Source organism: Bacillus sp. FSL K6-2839 (assembly GCF_038003365.1).
Taxonomy (GTDB): domain Bacteria; phylum Bacillota; class Bacilli; order Bacillales; family Bacillaceae; genus Bacillus.
Window position 1 is genome coordinate 1,767,643 of the sequence record NZ_JBBOOZ010000001.1, and the last position, 18,383, is coordinate 1,786,025.

22 protein-coding genes are annotated in these 18,383 nt (G+C 41.5%); 1 reads left to right on the forward strand and 21 read right to left on the reverse strand.

Features of this window, described 5'->3' with window-relative positions:
- Positions 1-147: 147 nt before the first annotated feature.
- The 19 genes from aroH to MHH26_RS08965 form a co-directional block, all read right to left on the reverse strand.
- Entirely contained in the window at positions 148-531 is a 384-nt protein-coding gene (gene aroH / locus MHH26_RS08875; RefSeq protein ID WP_034661065.1) for a chorismate mutase, read from the reverse strand.
- A complete protein-coding gene (gene aroB / locus MHH26_RS08880) occupies positions 528-1,619 on the reverse strand; it encodes a 3-dehydroquinate synthase (RefSeq protein WP_307499833.1) in 1,092 nt (363 codons plus the stop codon). Before aroB ends, aroH begins: the two co-directional genes overlap by 4 nt.
- Entirely contained in the window at positions 1,619-2,791 is a 1,173-nt protein-coding gene (gene aroC / locus MHH26_RS08885; protein ID WP_060596745.1) for a chorismate synthase, read from the reverse strand. Before aroC ends, aroB begins: the two co-directional genes overlap by 1 nt.
- A gap of 73 nt (positions 2,792-2,864) precedes the next feature.
- The gene (locus tag MHH26_RS08890) at positions 2,865-3,644 is read right to left on the reverse strand and encodes a CheR family methyltransferase (RefSeq protein WP_307499834.1); all 780 of its coding nucleotides are present in this window, start codon (positions 3,642-3,644) and stop codon (positions 2,865-2,867) included.
- A 145-nt stretch (positions 3,645-3,789) separates the two neighbouring features.
- Positions 3,790-4,236 (reverse strand): nucleoside-diphosphate kinase, encoded by a 447-nt coding sequence (gene ndk, locus MHH26_RS08895; RefSeq protein ID WP_034661072.1) that lies wholly within the window; start codon positions 4,234-4,236, stop codon positions 3,790-3,792.
- 129 nt (positions 4,237-4,365) lie between these two features.
- Positions 4,366-5,328, reverse strand: coding sequence for a heptaprenyl diphosphate synthase component II (gene hepT / locus MHH26_RS08900; RefSeq protein ID WP_034661075.1), 963 nt, complete (start codon positions 5,326-5,328; stop codon positions 4,366-4,368).
- A gap of 24 nt (positions 5,329-5,352) precedes the next feature.
- Positions 5,353-6,057, reverse strand: a complete 705-nt coding sequence (locus tag MHH26_RS08905) for a demethylmenaquinone methyltransferase (protein WP_034661076.1) — start codon at positions 6,055-6,057, stop codon at positions 5,353-5,355.
- A 3-nt stretch (positions 6,058-6,060) separates the two neighbouring features.
- Positions 6,061-6,828 (reverse strand): heptaprenyl diphosphate synthase component 1, encoded by a 768-nt coding sequence (locus tag MHH26_RS08910; RefSeq protein WP_307499836.1) that lies wholly within the window; start codon positions 6,826-6,828, stop codon positions 6,061-6,063.
- A gap of 114 nt (positions 6,829-6,942) precedes the next feature.
- Positions 6,943-7,173 carry a trp RNA-binding attenuation protein MtrB gene (mtrB, locus tag MHH26_RS08915; protein WP_008344541.1) on the reverse strand — a complete coding sequence of 77 codons (231 nt, stop codon included), beginning with the start codon at positions 7,171-7,173 and terminating at the stop codon, positions 6,943-6,945.
- A gap of 24 nt (positions 7,174-7,197) precedes the next feature.
- Positions 7,198-7,767: a GTP cyclohydrolase I FolE gene (gene folE, locus MHH26_RS08920; protein ID WP_034661079.1), complete on the reverse strand. Its 570-nt coding sequence runs from the start codon at positions 7,765-7,767 to the stop codon at positions 7,198-7,200.
- 190 nt (positions 7,768-7,957) lie between these two features.
- The gene (hbs, locus tag MHH26_RS08925) at positions 7,958-8,236 is read right to left on the reverse strand and encodes a non-specific DNA-binding protein Hbs (protein WP_003215863.1); all 279 of its coding nucleotides are present in this window, start codon (positions 8,234-8,236) and stop codon (positions 7,958-7,960) included.
- A gap of 374 nt (positions 8,237-8,610) precedes the next feature.
- Positions 8,611-10,089, reverse strand: a complete 1,479-nt coding sequence (gene spoIVA / locus MHH26_RS08930; RefSeq protein WP_008344534.1) for a stage IV sporulation protein A — start codon at positions 10,087-10,089, stop codon at positions 8,611-8,613.
- Positions 10,090-10,294: 205 nt separating this feature from the next.
- Positions 10,295-11,020, reverse strand: coding sequence for a hypothetical protein (locus tag MHH26_RS08935; RefSeq protein ID WP_034661080.1), 726 nt, complete (start codon positions 11,018-11,020; stop codon positions 10,295-10,297).
- Between the two features lie 18 nt (positions 11,021-11,038).
- A complete protein-coding gene (locus tag MHH26_RS08940; RefSeq protein WP_034318888.1) occupies positions 11,039-11,242 on the reverse strand; it encodes a DUF2768 domain-containing protein in 204 nt (67 codons plus the stop codon).
- 265 nt (positions 11,243-11,507) lie between these two features.
- Positions 11,508-12,545: an NAD(P)H-dependent glycerol-3-phosphate dehydrogenase gene (locus MHH26_RS08945; protein ID WP_034661081.1), complete on the reverse strand. Its 1,038-nt coding sequence runs from the start codon at positions 12,543-12,545 to the stop codon at positions 11,508-11,510.
- A gap of 14 nt (positions 12,546-12,559) precedes the next feature.
- Positions 12,560-13,870: a ribosome biogenesis GTPase Der gene (gene der / locus MHH26_RS08950; protein ID WP_034661082.1), complete on the reverse strand. Its 1,311-nt coding sequence runs from the start codon at positions 13,868-13,870 to the stop codon at positions 12,560-12,562.
- A 159-nt stretch (positions 13,871-14,029) separates the two neighbouring features.
- Positions 14,030-14,224: a capping complex subunit for YIEGIA gene (locus MHH26_RS08955; RefSeq protein WP_003215794.1), complete on the reverse strand. Its 195-nt coding sequence runs from the start codon at positions 14,222-14,224 to the stop codon at positions 14,030-14,032.
- Positions 14,225-14,230: 6 nt separating this feature from the next.
- Positions 14,231-15,115 carry a YIEGIA family protein gene (locus MHH26_RS08960; protein WP_034661083.1) on the reverse strand — a complete coding sequence of 295 codons (885 nt, stop codon included), beginning with the start codon at positions 15,113-15,115 and terminating at the stop codon, positions 14,231-14,233.
- Positions 15,112-15,714: a YphA family membrane protein gene (locus tag MHH26_RS08965; protein WP_334749544.1), complete on the reverse strand. Its 603-nt coding sequence runs from the start codon at positions 15,712-15,714 to the stop codon at positions 15,112-15,114. The genes MHH26_RS08960 and MHH26_RS08965 overlap by 4 nt, the downstream gene beginning before the upstream one ends.
- 120 nt (positions 15,715-15,834) lie before the next feature.
- Here MHH26_RS08965 and MHH26_RS08970 point away from each other — a divergent pair, with 120 nt between their 5' ends.
- Positions 15,835-15,966, forward strand: coding sequence for a YpzI family protein (locus MHH26_RS08970; protein WP_066030721.1), 132 nt, complete (start codon positions 15,835-15,837; stop codon positions 15,964-15,966).
- A 53-nt stretch (positions 15,967-16,019) separates the two neighbouring features.
- On the opposite strand, the gene fni is transcribed toward MHH26_RS08970, so the two are convergent.
- Together fni and rpsA are read right to left on the reverse strand one after the other, a co-directional pair.
- Positions 16,020-17,087 (reverse strand): type 2 isopentenyl-diphosphate Delta-isomerase, encoded by a 1,068-nt coding sequence (fni, locus tag MHH26_RS08975; protein ID WP_307499840.1) that lies wholly within the window; start codon positions 17,085-17,087, stop codon positions 16,020-16,022.
- A gap of 14 nt (positions 17,088-17,101) precedes the next feature.
- A complete protein-coding gene (gene rpsA, locus MHH26_RS08980) occupies positions 17,102-18,253 on the reverse strand; it encodes a 30S ribosomal protein S1 (protein WP_034661087.1) in 1,152 nt (383 codons plus the stop codon).
- Positions 18,254-18,383 lie beyond the last annotated feature (130 nt).

Below are 18,383 nucleotides of genomic sequence, written 5' to 3' on the forward strand. Positions count from 1 at the left end.
GTTGCTCTTTTAGGCAGTATGATGAAATAGACGTATCGTATCTCTGCTCAACTCTACTCATCTCAACTACCCTAGTCTCATTCTCATCTTCTCTAAGCTTGCAATGCCGTTTACACCTGTGTGTAAACTTCGGCTGTTCATATCGTATTATAATTCCTTGTTTTTTGTCAACTGTAAATCCGGGCGAAGCGTCACAGCTTCTTCCAAGTACACATGCTGCACATCTTCCTGCTTTGTGTCTGTTTGGACCGTCATTAAAACGCGAATGCAATGCTTTAGACCGCCTTGAATGTCCAGCTCCTGCATACAAGTAACAGGCACATACGTCCATCCTTCAAACTGACGAAGGGCTTTTGCCGGAAAAACGGAGTGAATATCTTGTGTAGCTGAAATTAAGATCTGCACGACACGTTCTGGATCTACTTGATTTCTTGAAATAATCGCTTCTAGCAGCTGTTTCGTTTTGTTTAACACTTCTGTTTCTGTATCTTCTGTCACAGTTGTAGCCCCACGTATCCCGCGAAACATCATAGACATCCCTCCTCCCGTTTCCATTCTTCGAGCCAGTGATGCAGCTCATCTTTTGTGAAAGACTGCAAGACAGCGTCTCCAACCTGTTTTAATAAAACAAATTGAACGGTTCCGCCTCTTGCCTTTTTATCACCAATCATTCGGTCAACAAATGTTTTCGTGGAAATGTTTTGAGTGACTTGTACCGGGAATCCGAGTTCTTTCATCCAATTTTTTAGTTCCATCCGATTGAGGCTGAGTCCCAGCTTCTTTTCGCTCACATATAGCGCAAACTGCATGCCGATTGCAATAGCATCTCCGTGCGTGATAACGCCGTATCCATACTCTGCTTCAATGGCGTGCCCAAGTGTATGACCTAAATTCAAAAATGCACGCACGCCTTGTTCTCTTTCGTCTTTTTGAACAATCGACGCTTTGACTTGAATCCCTTGATACAGCATATGTGCCAGCTCGCTCTTTGAACATTCCGCCAAAGAACGAATGTACATCAGTTCTGATAAAAAGTCTTCACTTGAAATGAGGGCATGTTTGATGACCTCAGCAAAGCCTGACCTCAATTCAATTTGAGATAGTGTCTCAAGCATACTCGTATCATAGATCACAGCTTTCGGCTGATGAAATGCACCGATTAAATTTTTACCGAGGGGGTGGTTAATCCCTGTTTTCCCGCCAACTGCACTGTCATGTGCCAGCAGCGTCGTCGGAACTTGAATAAAATCAATGCCTCTCATATAACTAGCAGCAACAAAGCCAGCCAAATCCCCAATTACGCCTCCTCCCAGCGCAATGATGCACGAGGAGCGATCCAGCTGAAACTGAATGGCCTTCGTATGAATATGCTCAAACTCAGCAAAAGATTTCGACTGCTCTCCGCTTGGCACAACCACTTTATGCACAGACCACTTCTGCTTAAGTAATCGAACCATTTCATCACCGTAAATGGCATCAACAGCTGTATCTGTAACGATTAGGAGCTTCGTATAGGAATGCCCCGTGGAAGTCATCAAGTCGACGATATTGCGTTTAATCCCATCACCGATGTATACAGGATAAGTGGCTGAAGACGTCTTAACTTCCAGTGTTTTCATTAAAATTCCCTCTGAAGCTGGCGCATTTTTTCAACATTTTCTTTAATGCGGTCGATTTGATCAAGACCAAACTGCTCAACAACAGCATTGGCAATTTCCCAAGCCACGACTGCTTCTGCGACAACACTTGCGGCAGGAACAGCACAGCTGTCAGAACGTTCAATACTTGCGGAGAAAGGTTCTTTTGTTTCAATGTCAACGCTTTGAAGCGGTTTATAAAGCGTTGGGATTGGTTTCATGACCCCTCTTACGACAATTGGCATACCAGTTGACATTCCGCCTTCAAGACCGCCTAAGCGATTTGTTTTTCTCGTATAGCCCTTTTCTTCATCCCAGATGATTTCATCATGGACCTCACTGCCATTTTTAGAAGCCGCCTCGAAGCCGATACCGAATTCAACCCCTTTAAAAGCGTTGATACTCAGAACAGCACCTGCAAGCTTGCTGTCTAATTTGCGGTCATAGTGAACATAGCTTCCGACTCCAACCGGCATTCCTTCAACGATGACTTCAACAATTCCGCCAATTGAATCACCGTTTTTCTTCGCTTCATCAATGGCATCCATCATTTTTTGACCTGCTTCACTGTCGTAGCAGCGAACAGGCGACTCTTCCGTTACCTTTTGCAAATCTTCAATCGATTTATATGTCGTATGAGCTGCTTTCACTCCGCCAATTTCAAGAACGTGGCCAGCTACCTTGATTCCTAGATGAGCCAAGATTTGTTTGGCGACTGCGCCTGCTGCTACGCGAACGGTTGTCTCGCGGGCTGATGAACGCTCTAATACGTTTCGCATATCACGATGTCCATATTTAATCGCACCATTTAAATCCGCATGTCCTGGTCTAGGGCGTGAAATTTGACGCTTCATTTCACTCTCTTCTTCTTCTGTGATCGGCTCTGCCCCCATCACCTTTGTCCAATGCTTCCAGTCGTTGTTTTCAACGACAAGCGCAATAGGAGAACCTAATGTTTTCCCGTGGCGAACACCACTTAACACTTTCGCTTGGTCTTTTTCAATCTGCATTCTTCGCCCGCGGCCGTGACCTTTTTGTCTTCTAGCCAATTCATAATTGATGTCATCCTGCTCTATGTAAAGTCCCGCTGGAACGCCTTCAATAATTGTGGTCAATTGTGGACCATGTGATTCACCTGCTGTTAAGTATCTCATGACTTGATCTCCCTTCATCGCATTAACGCTTTTAAGTAAAAATATGATAACACACTTACTACTAAAAAGTCAGCTACAACCCCTTCTTTTGATAAAAGAAAGTATCAGCAGATGTCAGTCCAAACTTTTCTGGGTGAAAAATTTGTTCAGTAGAACCCACAAATAATACGCCATTTGGTTTTAAACTGCTGCTCATTTTCAAGTAAATCTCTTCTTTTGCCTCTTCTGTAAAGTAAATGAGGACATTTCGGCACACGATAAGATCAAGCTGTTTTTCATAAGGATCTGCTAAAAGGTTGTGCTTCTTAAATTGAATATGCTTTCGCACCTCATCCTTCACAGAGTAAAATGAAGAATCTTCTTTTGTGAAATATTTTTGCTTGATTTGATCTGGTACCTCTTGCAATGATCGTTCATGATATCTTCCTTTTTGAGCTGATTGCAGAACTTTATCATCAATATCAGTTGCAATAATTTGGAAGTCCTTCACAAGCGGATGGCTTGATAGAAGCATTGAGAGTGTATACGGCTCCTCTCCTGTCGAACATGCTGCACTCCATATTTTTAGGGTGCCGCTGTTTTTCGAAAGCAGCGGAAGAATTTTTTGGTCAAGCACTTCCCAGCGCTGATAGTTTCGGTAAAATTCTGACACATTGATCGTCATTCGATCCATCGTCTCATCTAATAGTGCTCTATCCTTTTCAAGGGCAGCCGCGAATGCTTCAAAATCTCTATATCCTTTTTTATCATAAAGTGACGTTAATCTTCGTTTCATTTGTGCTTCTTTATATAAATTCAGATCCACCCCGGTTAGTTTTTTCCATTTTCCGACAAATACTTGATATTGATCCATCAAAGTCCTCTCCTGTCTCATCTATCTTTGTCCTAGTATAGCTGTTTTTATCGAAAATTTGTATCTTCTCATGCGAAATTTCGTGTAGAAATATTCATATAAAAAAAGCCAAGGTGCTCATTTGATGAACACCTTGGCTTGAACCTTAATAAATCCAGCTTGAGATGGTTTGATCCCAGCTTGTGAGTTCTTCTTGTTTGAAGAATAAGTTGATTTCTCTTTCAGCACTTTCTGGTGAGTCTGAGCCATGGATAATGTTTTTTCCAACCGTCAATCCATAGTCTCCTCTTATTGTGCCTGGAAGCGCTTCCTTCGGGTTTGTTTTGCCGATAATCTGTCTTGTTACATCTACTACCTGTTCACCTTGCCATACCATTGCAAATACTGGTCCTGACGTAATAAAGTCAACCAATTCCCCGAAAAATGGTTTTTCTTTATGCTCTCCGTAATGTGTTTCTGCTACTTCTTTTGGAATACTCATTAGTTTTGCACCAACAAGCTGAAGCCCCTTTTTTTCGAATCTTGACACAATTTCACCGATTAATTGTCTTTCCACACCATCAGGTTTGACCATAAGAAATGTTTTGTCCATATACGTTCTCCACCCCGTCGTTATGTATGTATAGGCTTACATTGTTACAAAGTGATCGTATCATTTTTTTTTATAATAATCAATTTTTGACAAAAAATTTCACAAAAAAACCAATCAACAACATGTTGATTAGAATTTTCGTTTTCCAATATATTTGGCAATGGAGGCGAGTGACGTTTTCGCTCGTCCTCGAGGAAGTTTGTCCAGCTGTTCAAATGCCTTCTTCAAATACATTTCACTCACTCGAATCGAGCGGTCGATCGCATCTGTTTGTTTGAGATGTTCAATCACAGGCTTCAGCTGCATTTCCGTTGTTTCACTATTAATCAGCTTTAATTGGCCTTCGAGTGCCTGGTTCTTCAGTGCATATAAGACCGGGAGTGTGACATTTCCTTGTAAAAGGTCTCCCCCAACAGGCTTACCAAGCTCTTCTTCAGTTGATGTGAAATCAAGCACATCATCAATGATCTGATAGGACATACCGACATAATAGCCAAACCAGTAAAGGGCTTTATGTGTTTTCTCATCTGTACCTGCTGCTATCGCACCTAACTGGCAGCTGCCTGCAATGAGCAAGGCTGTTTTTCGTTTGATTCTTCTTAAGTATGTACGCAGGTTTTGATCCATATTGTATTTGTCTTTCACTTGCTCGATTTCACCAAGACAGAGCTCGACGACCATCTTTGACAAAATTTCATGCGCCATTGGGTGATTGATCTTTGTCATATACTCAAGCGATCTTGCAAACATATAATCTCCTGTGTACATGGCAATTCGATTGTCCCATTTTGCCTTAATCGTTGGCTTGCCTCTTCTCAGCTCAGCATCATCAATGACATCATCATGAACGAGCGATGCCATATGAATCAGCTCAAGAGCAACGGCAACATATTTAATTTTATTAATGTCATAGTCGCCAAACATGCCTGAAAGGAGAACAAAAACGGGGCGGATTCGTTTTCCGCCCGCTTGCAGCAAATGAAGACCTGCTTCACTTAATAATGCATAATCAGAGCGAACTGTTTGTTCAAGCTCTTTTTCAATAATATCGATATCATGATTTAAAAAAGAGATCATTGCTTTTAGTTTCATTATTTTCACCCAAATATCGTTTATTCAAAGCTTCTTTCCGATATGTGTTGCTGCTACACCGCCTGTAAATGGATGATACGAGACATCAGACAGACCCGCCTCTTCGAAAAGAGCCGCCAGTTCTTTCATGCCAGGGAACGCTTTGGCTGATTCTTGAAGCCATGAATACTCCTGATAGCTTTTGGCAAACAGTTTACCAAAGAGCGGCATGATGTATTTGAAATAGACATAGTAGCCTTGTTTAAACCCAATCATTTCAGGCTGTGATGTCTCAAGACAGACAACCATTCCACCAGGCTTCACGACTCTTGTCATTTCCTTTAGCACCGTTAAGTAATCAGGGACGTTTCGTAGGCCAAAACCGATCGTGACATAATCAAATGTGTTATCCTCAAAAGGAAGCTCCATCGCATTGCCGTGAAGCAGTTCAATTTGATTATAGCCCCCAGTTTTCACCTTCGTTTCTCCAACACTCAGCATATTTTTACTAAAATCAAGGCCTTTGACTTCGCCTTTTTCGCCTACAGCATCAGCAAGCGCAATGGTCCAATCGGCTGTTCCGCAGCATACATCCAATGCTTTGGCTCCTTTTTGAACATTCATGAGTTTCATTGTTTTATCGCGCCACTTTTTATGCTGCTTAAAGCTGATGACAGAGTTCATTTGATCATAATTTTTATAAATTTTTTCAAATACACCGTGTACTCGCTGTTCTTTTGATTGCTGCATGACTTACCCTTCTTCCACTTTCTGATGGTACGCAGGCTCATTTTTCATATGATCCAAGCGATTTAATAGCTCTTTTTGAACGACCGGAGATGAAACAAGATACTCCTTGATCGGTCGTTTGGCTTGCTCATAGCCTTCCTTCTCAAAGTTGTCAAAACATGTATAGGCGTCCGTATAGCTATCGTTCAAAAAAAGTTTTAAATGTTTGTCATCTTCTGCTTGTTTCATGAAACGCTTATAAACAAGGAAACGACTTGCAATCTCATTCCAATGCGTTAATTGAAAATGCTCAGAAACCCTTTGGAATAACGCAGACTCAACAGTTGCTACACTTTTGTAAAAGTGCGCTGCATCTTGAATGGATCGATCATACAGTCTAATTTTATGTTCATTGATCTCTTTGATCGCCGTTGCGAGCGTGCGAATCATGTAGATGTCTTTCATGTCAGAGAGAAGAGAATAATAGAGACCGCTGAAATAGTCTCCTGCTAGGATGGTCAGCTGACGATTTTTGAATTCGTCTTGTTTGATGGCTGCAGCAGTTGTGACTTCGTCATGGGTATCAAGGGCAATTTGTACAAGCATCGCCGTTAAAATATAATTTTCTTTTTTCTCTGCATCAATTTGAGCTTCATCAAACATTGCATGAAAAAGAAGGAGCTTATCTTCATCGATGAGTGGCGCACGTAAATGCTTCGCCAAATAAGGATGAGAAAGCTTTTTATTTAATTTTATATTTAGATTAGATAAAATTCCGTAGATGTCTTGCAAAGATATCACCCTTGTCCCAAAAATTACAGTTTCATATGTAGCCCTGCACATTGTATAGAGATTTATTATACCATATCAGCTCTCACTTTTATGCTATCAAGTGCATTCAAGTGCTTATTTCTTTGCTTCGCTTTGAATTTCACCGAAGCTCGTTTGAATGACAGCATCGCCTCTTACTTTGATCGCTGACGTATGCTCAGTAAATTGTGCAATGATGACTTCACCTTTATCGAGCTTTTCGGAATGGTGAAATCTTGTATCAGAGCCTCTAGTTAAGCCGATGACATTTACACCATTATCAATGGCTTTAATCACTACAAAATCAGATGCTTTATTTTCACTCAATCTGTTCACCTTCCATCTATTGAATTAGTCGTTTTTAATAAAGGAAAGCACTTCTGCTCTTGCCGCCGTATCATTTGCAAATGTACCGCGTACTGCTGATGTCACGGTTTTAGCACCTGGCTTTTTCACTCCGCGCATCGTCATACACATATGCTCTGCTTCAACGACAATCATCACGCCATGCGGATTGAGTGTTTCCACCATACTATCTGCAATGGTTGATGTAATGCGTTCCTGAAGCTGCGGGCGTTTGGCAACAGCCTCTACAGCTCTTGCAAGTTTGCTAAGTCCCGTTACTTTTCCGCCGCGCGGAATATAAGCGACATGGGCTTTTCCGTAAAAAGGTACAAGGTGATGTTCACACATTGAATGGAAAGCAATATCTTTTACAAGAACGAGTTCTTCGTGGTCTTCACCAAAAATGGTTTTAAAATGTTCTTTTGGATCTTCATTTAATCCCGAGAACACTTCTTCATACATTTTTGCTACTCGTTTTGGGGTATCAAGAAGTCCTTCACGATCTGGATCTTCTCCGATGGCTTTTAATATATCGCGTACTGCGTGTTCGATTAGTTCTTTATTTATTTCACTCATGTATTATATCCTCCAAAGGCGATTACATTTCAATCAGATTCTAGCACACTTCAGATCCTAAAAGCAAAGGAGAGCGTTCTAAACGAACCTTTTGATTCAAAAGGAAAAGCCCCTTATGAAAGGGGCTTTTCTAGACCAGTGTGAAACTTTATATGTATAACTCCTGCAATAGGATCATTACACATAACGATTATTTACCTGCCACCGCGTCTTTAAGTGCTTTACCTGGTTTGAAAGCAGGTACTTTGCTTGCAGGGATTTCGATCTCTGCACCAGTTTGTGGGTTACGTCCTTTACGAGCTGAACGCTCACGTACTTCAAAGTTACCAAAACCGATAAGTTGGATTTTGTCACCATTTTTAAGTGCATCTAAAATTGTATCAAAAACAGAATCAACTGCTTTTGTCGCGTCTTTTTTAGATAACTCGCTTGCTTCAGCAACCGCGTTAATAAGTTCTGTCTTGTTCATGCCTTTCACCTCCTCCCAAAAATATGCATTCAGTAGATTGTTATCATTTCTTCACAATTCATCTTCTTTCTATACACTTTTTTCGAAAAAAAGAGCGTCTAGAAAGCGTTATACATGGCTATTCATTAGAAAACAACTCTTTGAAGGAATGTTTGTCCAACAAAGTGAAGATTTTCTGTAAGTAGATTAACACATATGAAATACCATATCAAGCATTTTAAAGGGAAGAATCCTTATTCGTCAAGGATTAAGGGCACTTTTACGAACGAATATTCCTAATTTCAGCCTGAATCTGACTAATCTTTATACAATTGTCTTTTTATGACTCATTCAATACGCAAAAAAAGACCCCTGTCAATGAGAGGTCTCACATGCTATAGAATAATGGCGATCAAACCGCCTGATCCTTCGTTGATAATTCTTTCAAGCGTTTCTTTCAGCTTATATCTTGCATTTTCTGGCATCAGCGACAGCTTTGCTTGAATACCTTCTCTGACAAGGGAGCTGAGTGAGCGCCCAAATATATCAGAATTCCAAATCGAAAGCGGATCATCTTCAAAGTCTTGCATTAAGTAGCGGACGAGCTCTTCACTTTGTTTCTCTGTTCCAATAATCGGTGCAAATTCACTCTCTACATCTACCTTAATCATATGAATAGATGGCGCAACCGCCTTTAATCTCACGCCGAATCTCGAGCCCTGCCTAATGATTTCTGGCTCATCTAAACTCATATCTGACAAGGCCGGGGCCGCAATCCCGTATCCCGTCTGCTTCACCATTTTTAATGCGTCTGATACTTGATCATATTCTGTCTTCGCATGCGCAAAATCTTGCATGAGCTCTAGAAGATGGTCTTTCCCTCTAATTTCCACACCAACCACTTCTTTTAGAATATGATCATATAGATCATCTGGGGCGTACAGGTCAATCTCCGCAATCCCCTGACCCATTTCAATCCCTGCTAAGCCCGCTCTTTCAATAAAGTCAAATTCGCTGAATTGACCAACGACACGGTCAACATCTCTTAATCTTTTAATATCCTTTACGGTTTCCTTCACTGAATCCTGATAACTTTCTCTCAGCCAATGATCTTCTTTCAGCACCATGACCCAGCTTGGCAAGTTCACATTCACCTCTAGGACTGGGAATTCATATAATGCTTCACGAAGCACACTAAGGACGTCTTGCTCTCTCATACTTTCTACACTCATGGCGAGTACTGGAATATCATATTTTTGGCTGAGTTCCTGCCGCAGCGCTTCTGTTTCAGGGTGATATGGCCTCACAGAGTTGATCACCATAATAAACGGCTTTCCAACCTCTTTGAGCTCATCAATCACACGTTCTTCAGACTCAATATAATCATGTCTTGGGATTTCTCCAATGGAACCATCTGTTGTAATCACAACACCGATGGTTGAATGCTCTTGAATGACCTTGCGTGTGCCAATTTCCGCTGCTTCATGGAACGGGATTGGCTCTTCATACCACGGCGTGTTGATCATTCTTGGACCATTTTCATCTTCATACCCGCGCGCACCAGGGACTGTGTATCCGACACAATCAACAAGCCTGATGTTGACATCAAGACCGTCACTCACATGGATCGATGCCGCTTGATTCGGTACAAATTTTGGCTCAGTGGTCATAATGGTTTTTCCTGCTGCACTTTGCGGCAATTCATCCTGTGCTCTTGCACGATCTGCCTCATTATTGATATTCGGGAGCACCACGAGCTCCATAAACTTTTTAATAAACGTAGATTTCCCTGTACGAACAGCGCCAACGACTCCTAAATATATATCGCCTCCTGTTCGTTCAGCGATATCCTTGAAAATATCGACTTTTTCCAAGTGATCCCCTCCCGGACTTGCTATCCTCGTTTTCAAATAAAATACTCTATTCTTCAATCAAACTGTGCTTGAAAGGTGTCTGGACAATATATGTGTATGACGTTGTCCTATTTGAATATGACACCTTTTTTGTTTTGAGAGTATGTTTAGCCATAAAAAAACCTTTCTCCTCATTTATATGCAGAGGAAAAAGGTTCATTCTTGTTTATGACGTCTTTTTTTCTAAAAAGTCAGGCTCACCTTTTTTGTTGATGGTATATGGGACAGAAAACGCGGGTACAAACGGGGTTTCCTGCCAATAGACATCTTGAATGTTTTCACCTGGTTTGAGCTTTTGTTTCGTATTCTTCAAAATATGAGCAAAATCACTGCGGTAGTCCACATAGATTTCACCATTTGATGAAATCAGTAACGGGAGGGAATTCCCCGTCACCGGACTCATGACCGTAGGCGGCGATTTTAAGCCTAGCTTTTTTTCATTTAACGTATATAAATTGCTTGATACTACTTTGCCATATGGCGGATATGTATGTTCATCTTGATATATTTTGATTCTAAGCCGTAATTCACTGATGGTTTGCGTCATTTTGACATCAAGCAGTTTCACCGTTGGTTTTTTTTCGACGTCTGTGAGGACATACATATATTCTCCCCCGCCTTCAAAAGATGTAGACGGTACATCGTGTAAATATCTTGGTGACAAGCGCTTAAAGTCGATGACGTACTTCTGATAAACCGGCGTATCTGCTTCTTTCGTTTCAATCGGCAAAAGGCCATTTGTTGCTTTTTGAAATTCCTCAATCGCTGTCTGAACGCTTTGCAGCTGTTCTTCATATGGCACACGGTTTTCAGTTTTGCGATTTTCTGGATACAGACATCCTGTTAGTAAAATAAGTGCTAACAACGTGACACTGACTTTTGCTTTGATCATCACATTCTTCCTTTTTCTTTATTCATTGACCGGCCCGCTAAATACAACTAAAAACACAATGATACCTGATATAAGCATCAAGCTGTATGCGACGGTCGAGGCTGTTATTTTAAGAAACCGGCTTTTCAGCTTAAATCGACTGAAATAAATGGTTACTACGGCTAAAAACATGAGCCCCATGGAACCAAGCGCAAACCACATCTTGATTAAAGCAAAACTCATCGTGCCTGTCCCCCTTCAAAACGAACAAATTGTAAGCGTTTATATTTCATTCTAAACCAAAAATAAGGTAAATATCAATCATTTTTCCAATCATTCAGAAAAAAGCGCATAAAAAACTGAAGCAAAGAGGGGGACTCTGCTTCAGTCATTAAATCGACTATTTTTCCTCATTCTGTAGAGGCAAAGCTCTATTCAAACTTCATTGCTATGTTATGCAAGTCTTCCCCTTCTTGCATCCTCTACATGCCTAAGTTCAGTCTTCCATTTATTTTGTTTGGTTTTCAAACATGTTCACAAGGTCTTCCATTTCATGTGTTTTCACACGTGCCATCAATGATTCTACAGCATCGTCGACCTTTTTCCCTTCAAATAAGACGTGGTAAAGCGCCTCTGTAATCGGCATGCTGACCTTGTATTCTTTGGAGAGCTGATAAGCGCCTTTTGTTGTACGGACGCCTTCAACAACCATCCCCATTTTTTCAAGCACTTCTTCAAGCTTATACCCTTTACCAAGCAGATTTCCGCAGCGCCAGTTACGCGAATGAACACTTGTACATGTCACGATCAAATCTCCCACGCCTGTTAATCCGGCAAATGTCAGAGGATTTCCTCCCATTTTCGTACCAAGACGTGCGATTTCAGCGAGTCCTCTAGTGATGAGCGCCGCTTTCGCATTGTCACCATATCCAAGTCCGTCTGTGATCCCTGCCGCAAGAGCAATGATATTTTTCAGTGCTCCGCCTATTTCTACACCAATCACATCAGGGTTTGTGTATACTCTAAAGTTGTTGTTCATGAACAAATCTTGAACAAATTGAGCCGCTTCAATATTTTCTGATGAGACAGTGACAGTTGTCGGATGACGCAAGCCTACTTCTTCGGCATGGCTCGGCCCTGATAAGACAACAACAGCTTCTCTTTTCTCAGCAGGTACTTCTTGTTCAATCATTTGAGAAATTCTAAGAAGTGTATCTGGTTCAATCCCTTTACTTACATGGACAAACGGCACTTTCGATGTGATCAGCTCATTTGCCTGCTTTAATACTTCGCGAATGGCCTTTGTTGGCACAGCGACAATAATAGCGTCTGTCCCCTCTAACGCCTGCTTCATATCTGTCGTCGCCTGAATAGACGCTGGCAGTTCGACATTAGGCAAGTAATCATGATTTTCATGTTTCTCATTGATTTGATCAATAAGCTCTTGTCTATGTCCCCACATGTGTACATCATGATGATTATCAGCTAATACAAGCGCAAGAGCTGTTCCCCAGCTGCCTGCTCCAAGTACTGAAATTTTCTTCATCCTGCTCACCCTTTTTATTTTCTCGCTCTCGCAAATATTTTAATCGGTGTTCCTTCAAAACCAAATGCATCTCGAATGCGGTTTTCTAGGAAACGTTCATAAGAAAAGTGCATAAGCTCTGGATCATTTACAAACACCACAAAGGACGGAGGCTTAATAGCCACCTGTGTCGCATAGTAAATTTTCAGACGCTGTCCATTATGAGTCGGTGTTGGATTCATTGCCACTGCATCCATGATGATATCGTTCAAAATATTCGTTTGAACGCGCATCGCATGATTTTCACTAGCTGTAATAATGGATGGCATTAACGTATGAATTCTCTTTTTCGTGAGAGCAGACATAAACAAGACAGGTGCATAATCCAGGAATTGAAAATGCTCGCGAATGTTTTGCTCAAATTCCTTCATTGTACGCTCATCTTTTTCAACAGCGTCCCATTTGTTCACAACGATCACAACAGCTTTACCAGCTTCGTGTGCATAGCCTGCAATACGTTTATCCTGCTCAATAATGCCTTCTTCACCGTCTAGAACAACAGCGACAACATCAGAACGATCAATGGCTTTTAATGCACGAAGCACACTGTATTTCTCTGTTGTTTCATATACTTTTCCTTTTTTCCTCATACCTGCTGTATCGACAATGACAAAGTCACGCTGATTGTACGTAAACATCGTATCCACAGCATCTCTTGTCGTACCAGCGATGTTGCTCACAATGACCCGGTCTTCTCCAAGCATTGCATTCACTAAAGAAGATTTCCCTACATTCGGGCGGCCAATTAAGCAGAACTGAACAACTTCTTCCGCATACTGTGTATCCGGTAAGTTTTTGAAGTGTTCTGCGACAGCATCAAGCAGATCACCTAGACCTAATCCGTGCGTTCCAGAAATCGGATACGGTTCGCCAAACCCTAGTGCATAAAAGTCATACACGTCACTTCTCATTTCAGGGTTGTCCAGTTTATTGACAGCAAGTACAACTGGCTTTTTCGTGCGATATAAAATTTTTGCGACTTCTTCGTCCGCAGATGTGACACCATCTCGGCCATTCACCATAAAGATAATGACATCCGCTTCATCCATTGCGATTTCTGCCTGATGGCGAATTTGCGCTAAAAATGGCTCATCTCCAATATCAATTCCACCAGTATCTATTAAGTTAAAGTCATAATTTAACCATTCAGCAGAGCTATAGATTCGATCTCTTGTTACACCAGGTGTGTCTTCTACAATCGATATTCTTTCGCCTGCGATTCGATTAAAAATTGTAGATTTTCCAACGTTGGGCCTTCCAACAATGGCTACGACAGGTTTACCCATAGTACCCTTCCTTTCAATCCAGCCGCGATTCAATATGTTCATCATCATGTTTCAACCGGGATTTAAAATTTTCATTCAGTTTTATGAAATAAACCCTTCAAACATGAAGGGTTCAACTTATATATTATATCAATTTTTAATCAGACCACAATGAATAACTTAAAAATGTTTGACAATCAAGTAAAGATCTTCTCCAATTCCGTGTGCAATTCCATCTAAAATGGCCTCTAAATTCATGGCGTACATGTCGAGTTCTTCTTTATTTTCACAGAAAAAAACGGCTGTTCCGCCCATGACCCGCTCTTTATTTGTTGTAGCCACAGCGAGTATAAATTGTTCAATGGTGTTCGCCATGCCCTATTACCTCACTTTCTTTTTTATGAACTCTGTCGGCATTCTGATGGCATTTTCTAAAATAGGTACTTCTTCCAATACACGGACAGCCAAATCTTCACGATACCATTGCGGTAAAATGAACACGCCAAGTGTGCCGTTATTTAGATCACGTTTTGCGAGCGGACAGAGCGATGGTTCACCAGAGTCGCGATACACCCCAAGTACGTTGGATAAATCAAATAAAATGGCTTGCCGCTGCCCAAGATTGGCAATCGTTGTGGCTGAGTTGAAATTTTTCGGCGTCAAAATAAAGCCCATCCCATGCTCTAAAATGAGCTTTTGCTTTTCGGGCAGTCCGATATTCATGATGTAAATATCATTCACATAAAGCCCTGCCCCATCAAAGCGAAGCTCTCCTTTTTGTATATTGACAATATCCTTTAATTGGCTGCCAGACATTAATAGCTTTGCCAAGAAAAAACAAAGAATACCGACCACTGTCCCAATAACGAGCGAGAAGAAAATACAGGCTGTGGTAGTAATCAGTGCCGTGAGAATCGCAATATAATTCCGGCTTTCAAAGGCAATGGCAATGCCTTCTATATATGTACTGCCTCTTGAGACTAGCTCATATGAATCCATTTGAGTTAACGTATTTCTTTCCATATTGCGGACATCTCGGAATTGCGTGGCCGCCAGCGTGAGAAAGGTAATCGCCGTAAATTCCTCCTGAATGAGTGCAGGCATAATGATCGCACCAAGTCCTGAAGCGATAAAACCAAGCGCAATATGAATCACTTGTCCATGAATATACGTGGGGTATTGCCGGTAATCTGTTCTTAACATATAAAGTCTGGCCGCCATCCCAAAGATGACACCAATAATCACAGGAAACGTATAATCCGTCATGTTGATTTTGCAGCCCCTTTTACTGGTTTTCTTGATGAACGGGCGTTCAAGAGCTTTTCAAGCTGATCGACACCTAATAGGAAGATGGACCCTTGAACAACAAGGGACAGAAAAGAGAGATCTCCTATGACAATCGATGATGTCAGGCGGTGAATCGTCAGCGCATAAAGGGCTTCGCCAAGACATATAGACATCATCCATAGGGTGACTCGTTCTGTGAAATGATGTCCATATGTCAAAGACATCAAGATCAGCAAGGCAAATACGACCCAATCCACTTTTATTAGCGTGAACCAAACCGGGTCATATAATGCAAAAATCATAAAAAAGGCATATGCGCTCACCATAGAGCCTAATTGCATGATTCTCATCATTTGATGGCCAGACCGGAATATAACGAAACCTGCACATGCATATAAAAAGGTCATCAAGTACCCCGCATTGAGGCTCATATCAAACATGGATACCATGAAATGACTACATATAATATGGACGAGGACACAAACGCCTAGCATACTGCGCCATGAGCTTTTTTCCATAATAAATGTCACCATAATCCAAACGAACCATATGGACCAATAATAGTACAAAGCCTCCAACGTCTCATCACCTCAATTACATTATGGGAAAATCCCCAATTTTTAAACGTAAGGGATCGCTTTGGGCATTGTATGAAATAAACAAGAGGTGACACTCTAATAATTGAGGAGGGATGCATGATGGGAAAAGATAGACAGGAAAAACGCTTAAAGGCATCAAAAAGAGTGGAATCTGACCGTGATCAATCCATTCATCATAAAGGGGCAACAGCATTAGAAGGTCCAGATAGCGCACGAAGAAGAAATCAATAAAAAAAGGCATGTGATGACCACATGCCTTAGATGTTTAGGGACTAAACTTGATTTTAGTCCTTTTTCTTCTTTGATCTTAAACTATAGTACGTTGTGTCGATGCCTCTTTCTTTGAGCCAATGACTTGTTTCCCCGGAAATGACAACCTGGGTTTGTCTCAGTTCTTCAATGGTCTTCACGCCAAGCACTGTCATCATCATCTTCACATCTTCTTGAAGATCTATGATATCAGCGATGAGGCCGCTCTCCCCTCCGCCAGTCAGTGATTTTAAGAAAAAGCCAGCTAGACCAGCAGCGGATGCGCCAAGAGCAATTGATTTTGTTACATCAAGGGCGTCTTGTATACCTCCGGAGGCTAAAACCGTTTGATCTGGAAAACTTGTATGTACTTCAGCAAGACTCGCTGCTGTTGGAATCCCCCACTGGTCAAAATAATGAAGCGCTTTTTGGCGGCGAAGATTTTCGATCTTTGAAAAGTTCGTACCACCAAATCCTCCTACATCAACGGCCGCAACTCCAGCATGAAATAACTTTTTTGCCGTTTCCTTGCTCATGCCAAATCCGACTTCTTTTACGACAACAGGCACACCAACTGATTCAGCGATGGCTGCGATGCGCTCAAGCGCCCCCCTGAAATCACGGTCTCCTTCAGGCATGACGATCTCTTGGATCACATTTAAATGAATCTGGAGCATATTGGCCTCCAGCATCTCGACTGCTTCCTTCGCTTGCTTAATCGTTGCTTCACTGCCTAAGTTCGCAAACACAATTCCATCCGGATTGACTTTTCGAACAACTTCATACGTACGTCTTTCTTCTTTATCTTTCAGTGCAGCCATTTGTGATCCAACTGCCACCGGAATATTCGTTTCCTTCGCTGCGATCGATAAAGAGCGGTTGATCTCATAGGTCGACTTTCCGCCCCCGCCAGTCATTGCATTGATAAAAATTGGCGAACCGAAAGTCAGTCCGCCAATTGTCGTATGTGTATCAATTTGTGATGTCGCAAGATCTGGTAGACCGACGTGAACGAAGGAAACATCTTTTAAACCTGTTGCTGCATGCTGTCCAGTGGACAAGGCATGTTCAATATGCTGCTTCTTTCTTTCTGCTCTCGTCAATTTTGATCACCAAATTATTTTAATTTATTAAGCTTATCGCCGATCAGGTCACCAAGCTGGAATCCGCTTGTGTTTTCTTCTTTCGCCTGATATTGACGATAATTCTCTTCGATTTGTTTTTCAGGATTTTCTTCTAAATCACGGATGCTTAATGAAATGCGCTCTTCATCTTCATTCACATCAAGCACTTTCACTTTCACAGTCTGCCCTTCTTCAAGGACTTCTTGCGGTGTACCGATATGTTTATGAGAGATTTGGGAAATATGCACAAGTCCTTCGACGCCTGGCAGAATTTCAACAAATGCACCAAAGCTCACAAGACGTTGAACAGTTCCTTCAAGCACATCACCTTGTTTTACCTTTTCGCCAATCTGGCTCCAAGGTCCTGGTAATGTTTCTTTAATAGATAGTGAGATACGTTCGTTATCACGATCAACAGCAAGTACTTTGACCTGGACTTCCTGGCCTTCTTCCACTACGTCAGATGGCTTTTCAACATGCGCATGGGATAGTTGAGAAATGTGAACCAATCCATCAATGCCGCCAATGTCTACAAATGCACCAAAATCAGTAAGGCGCTGCACTTTACCATCAATCACACTGCCTACTTCAAGCTTTTGCAGGAAGTCTTGCTTTTTGTCTAATTGCTCTTGCTCCACTACTGCACGGTGCGAGAGAATCACACGATTTTTTTCGCGGTCAAGTTCGACCACGACAAGTGAGAGTGTTTTACCTTTGTAGTCTGAGAAGTCCTCTACATAGTGCGCTTCTACAAGAGATGCAGGAATAAATCCACGCACACCAATATCTACGACAAGACCACCTTTTACAACGTCTTTTACTTCAGCTTCAAATACTTCTTTTGTCTCAAACTTTTTCTCTAGGTCTTCCCAAGCGCGGTCTGCATCAACAGCACGTTTCGATAAAATCAAAGCATCGTCTTCGACTTTTGTTACTTTAAGCTCTAACTCGTCGCCATCTTTCACGACATCTGATGCTTTTTCAACGTGAAGACTTGATAATTCACTGATTGGGATGATCCCAGGCTGTTTCACATTGACGATATCTACATTGACATGCTTGTCCTCAACTTTAGAAACAATCCCTTTCACTACATCTCCAACCTCTGGTACCTGAACATCGATTTGATTCATTTCCTCTGTCATTTCGATAACCTCCTTGGTCCAAACCTACACAGCTTAGTTAAAACGACTGGGCGAATATGTGTCTTAAGCATGATGATTACCAGCCGAATATGTATTAAAGAAACATTCAAATCAACATAATTGCTTGAAT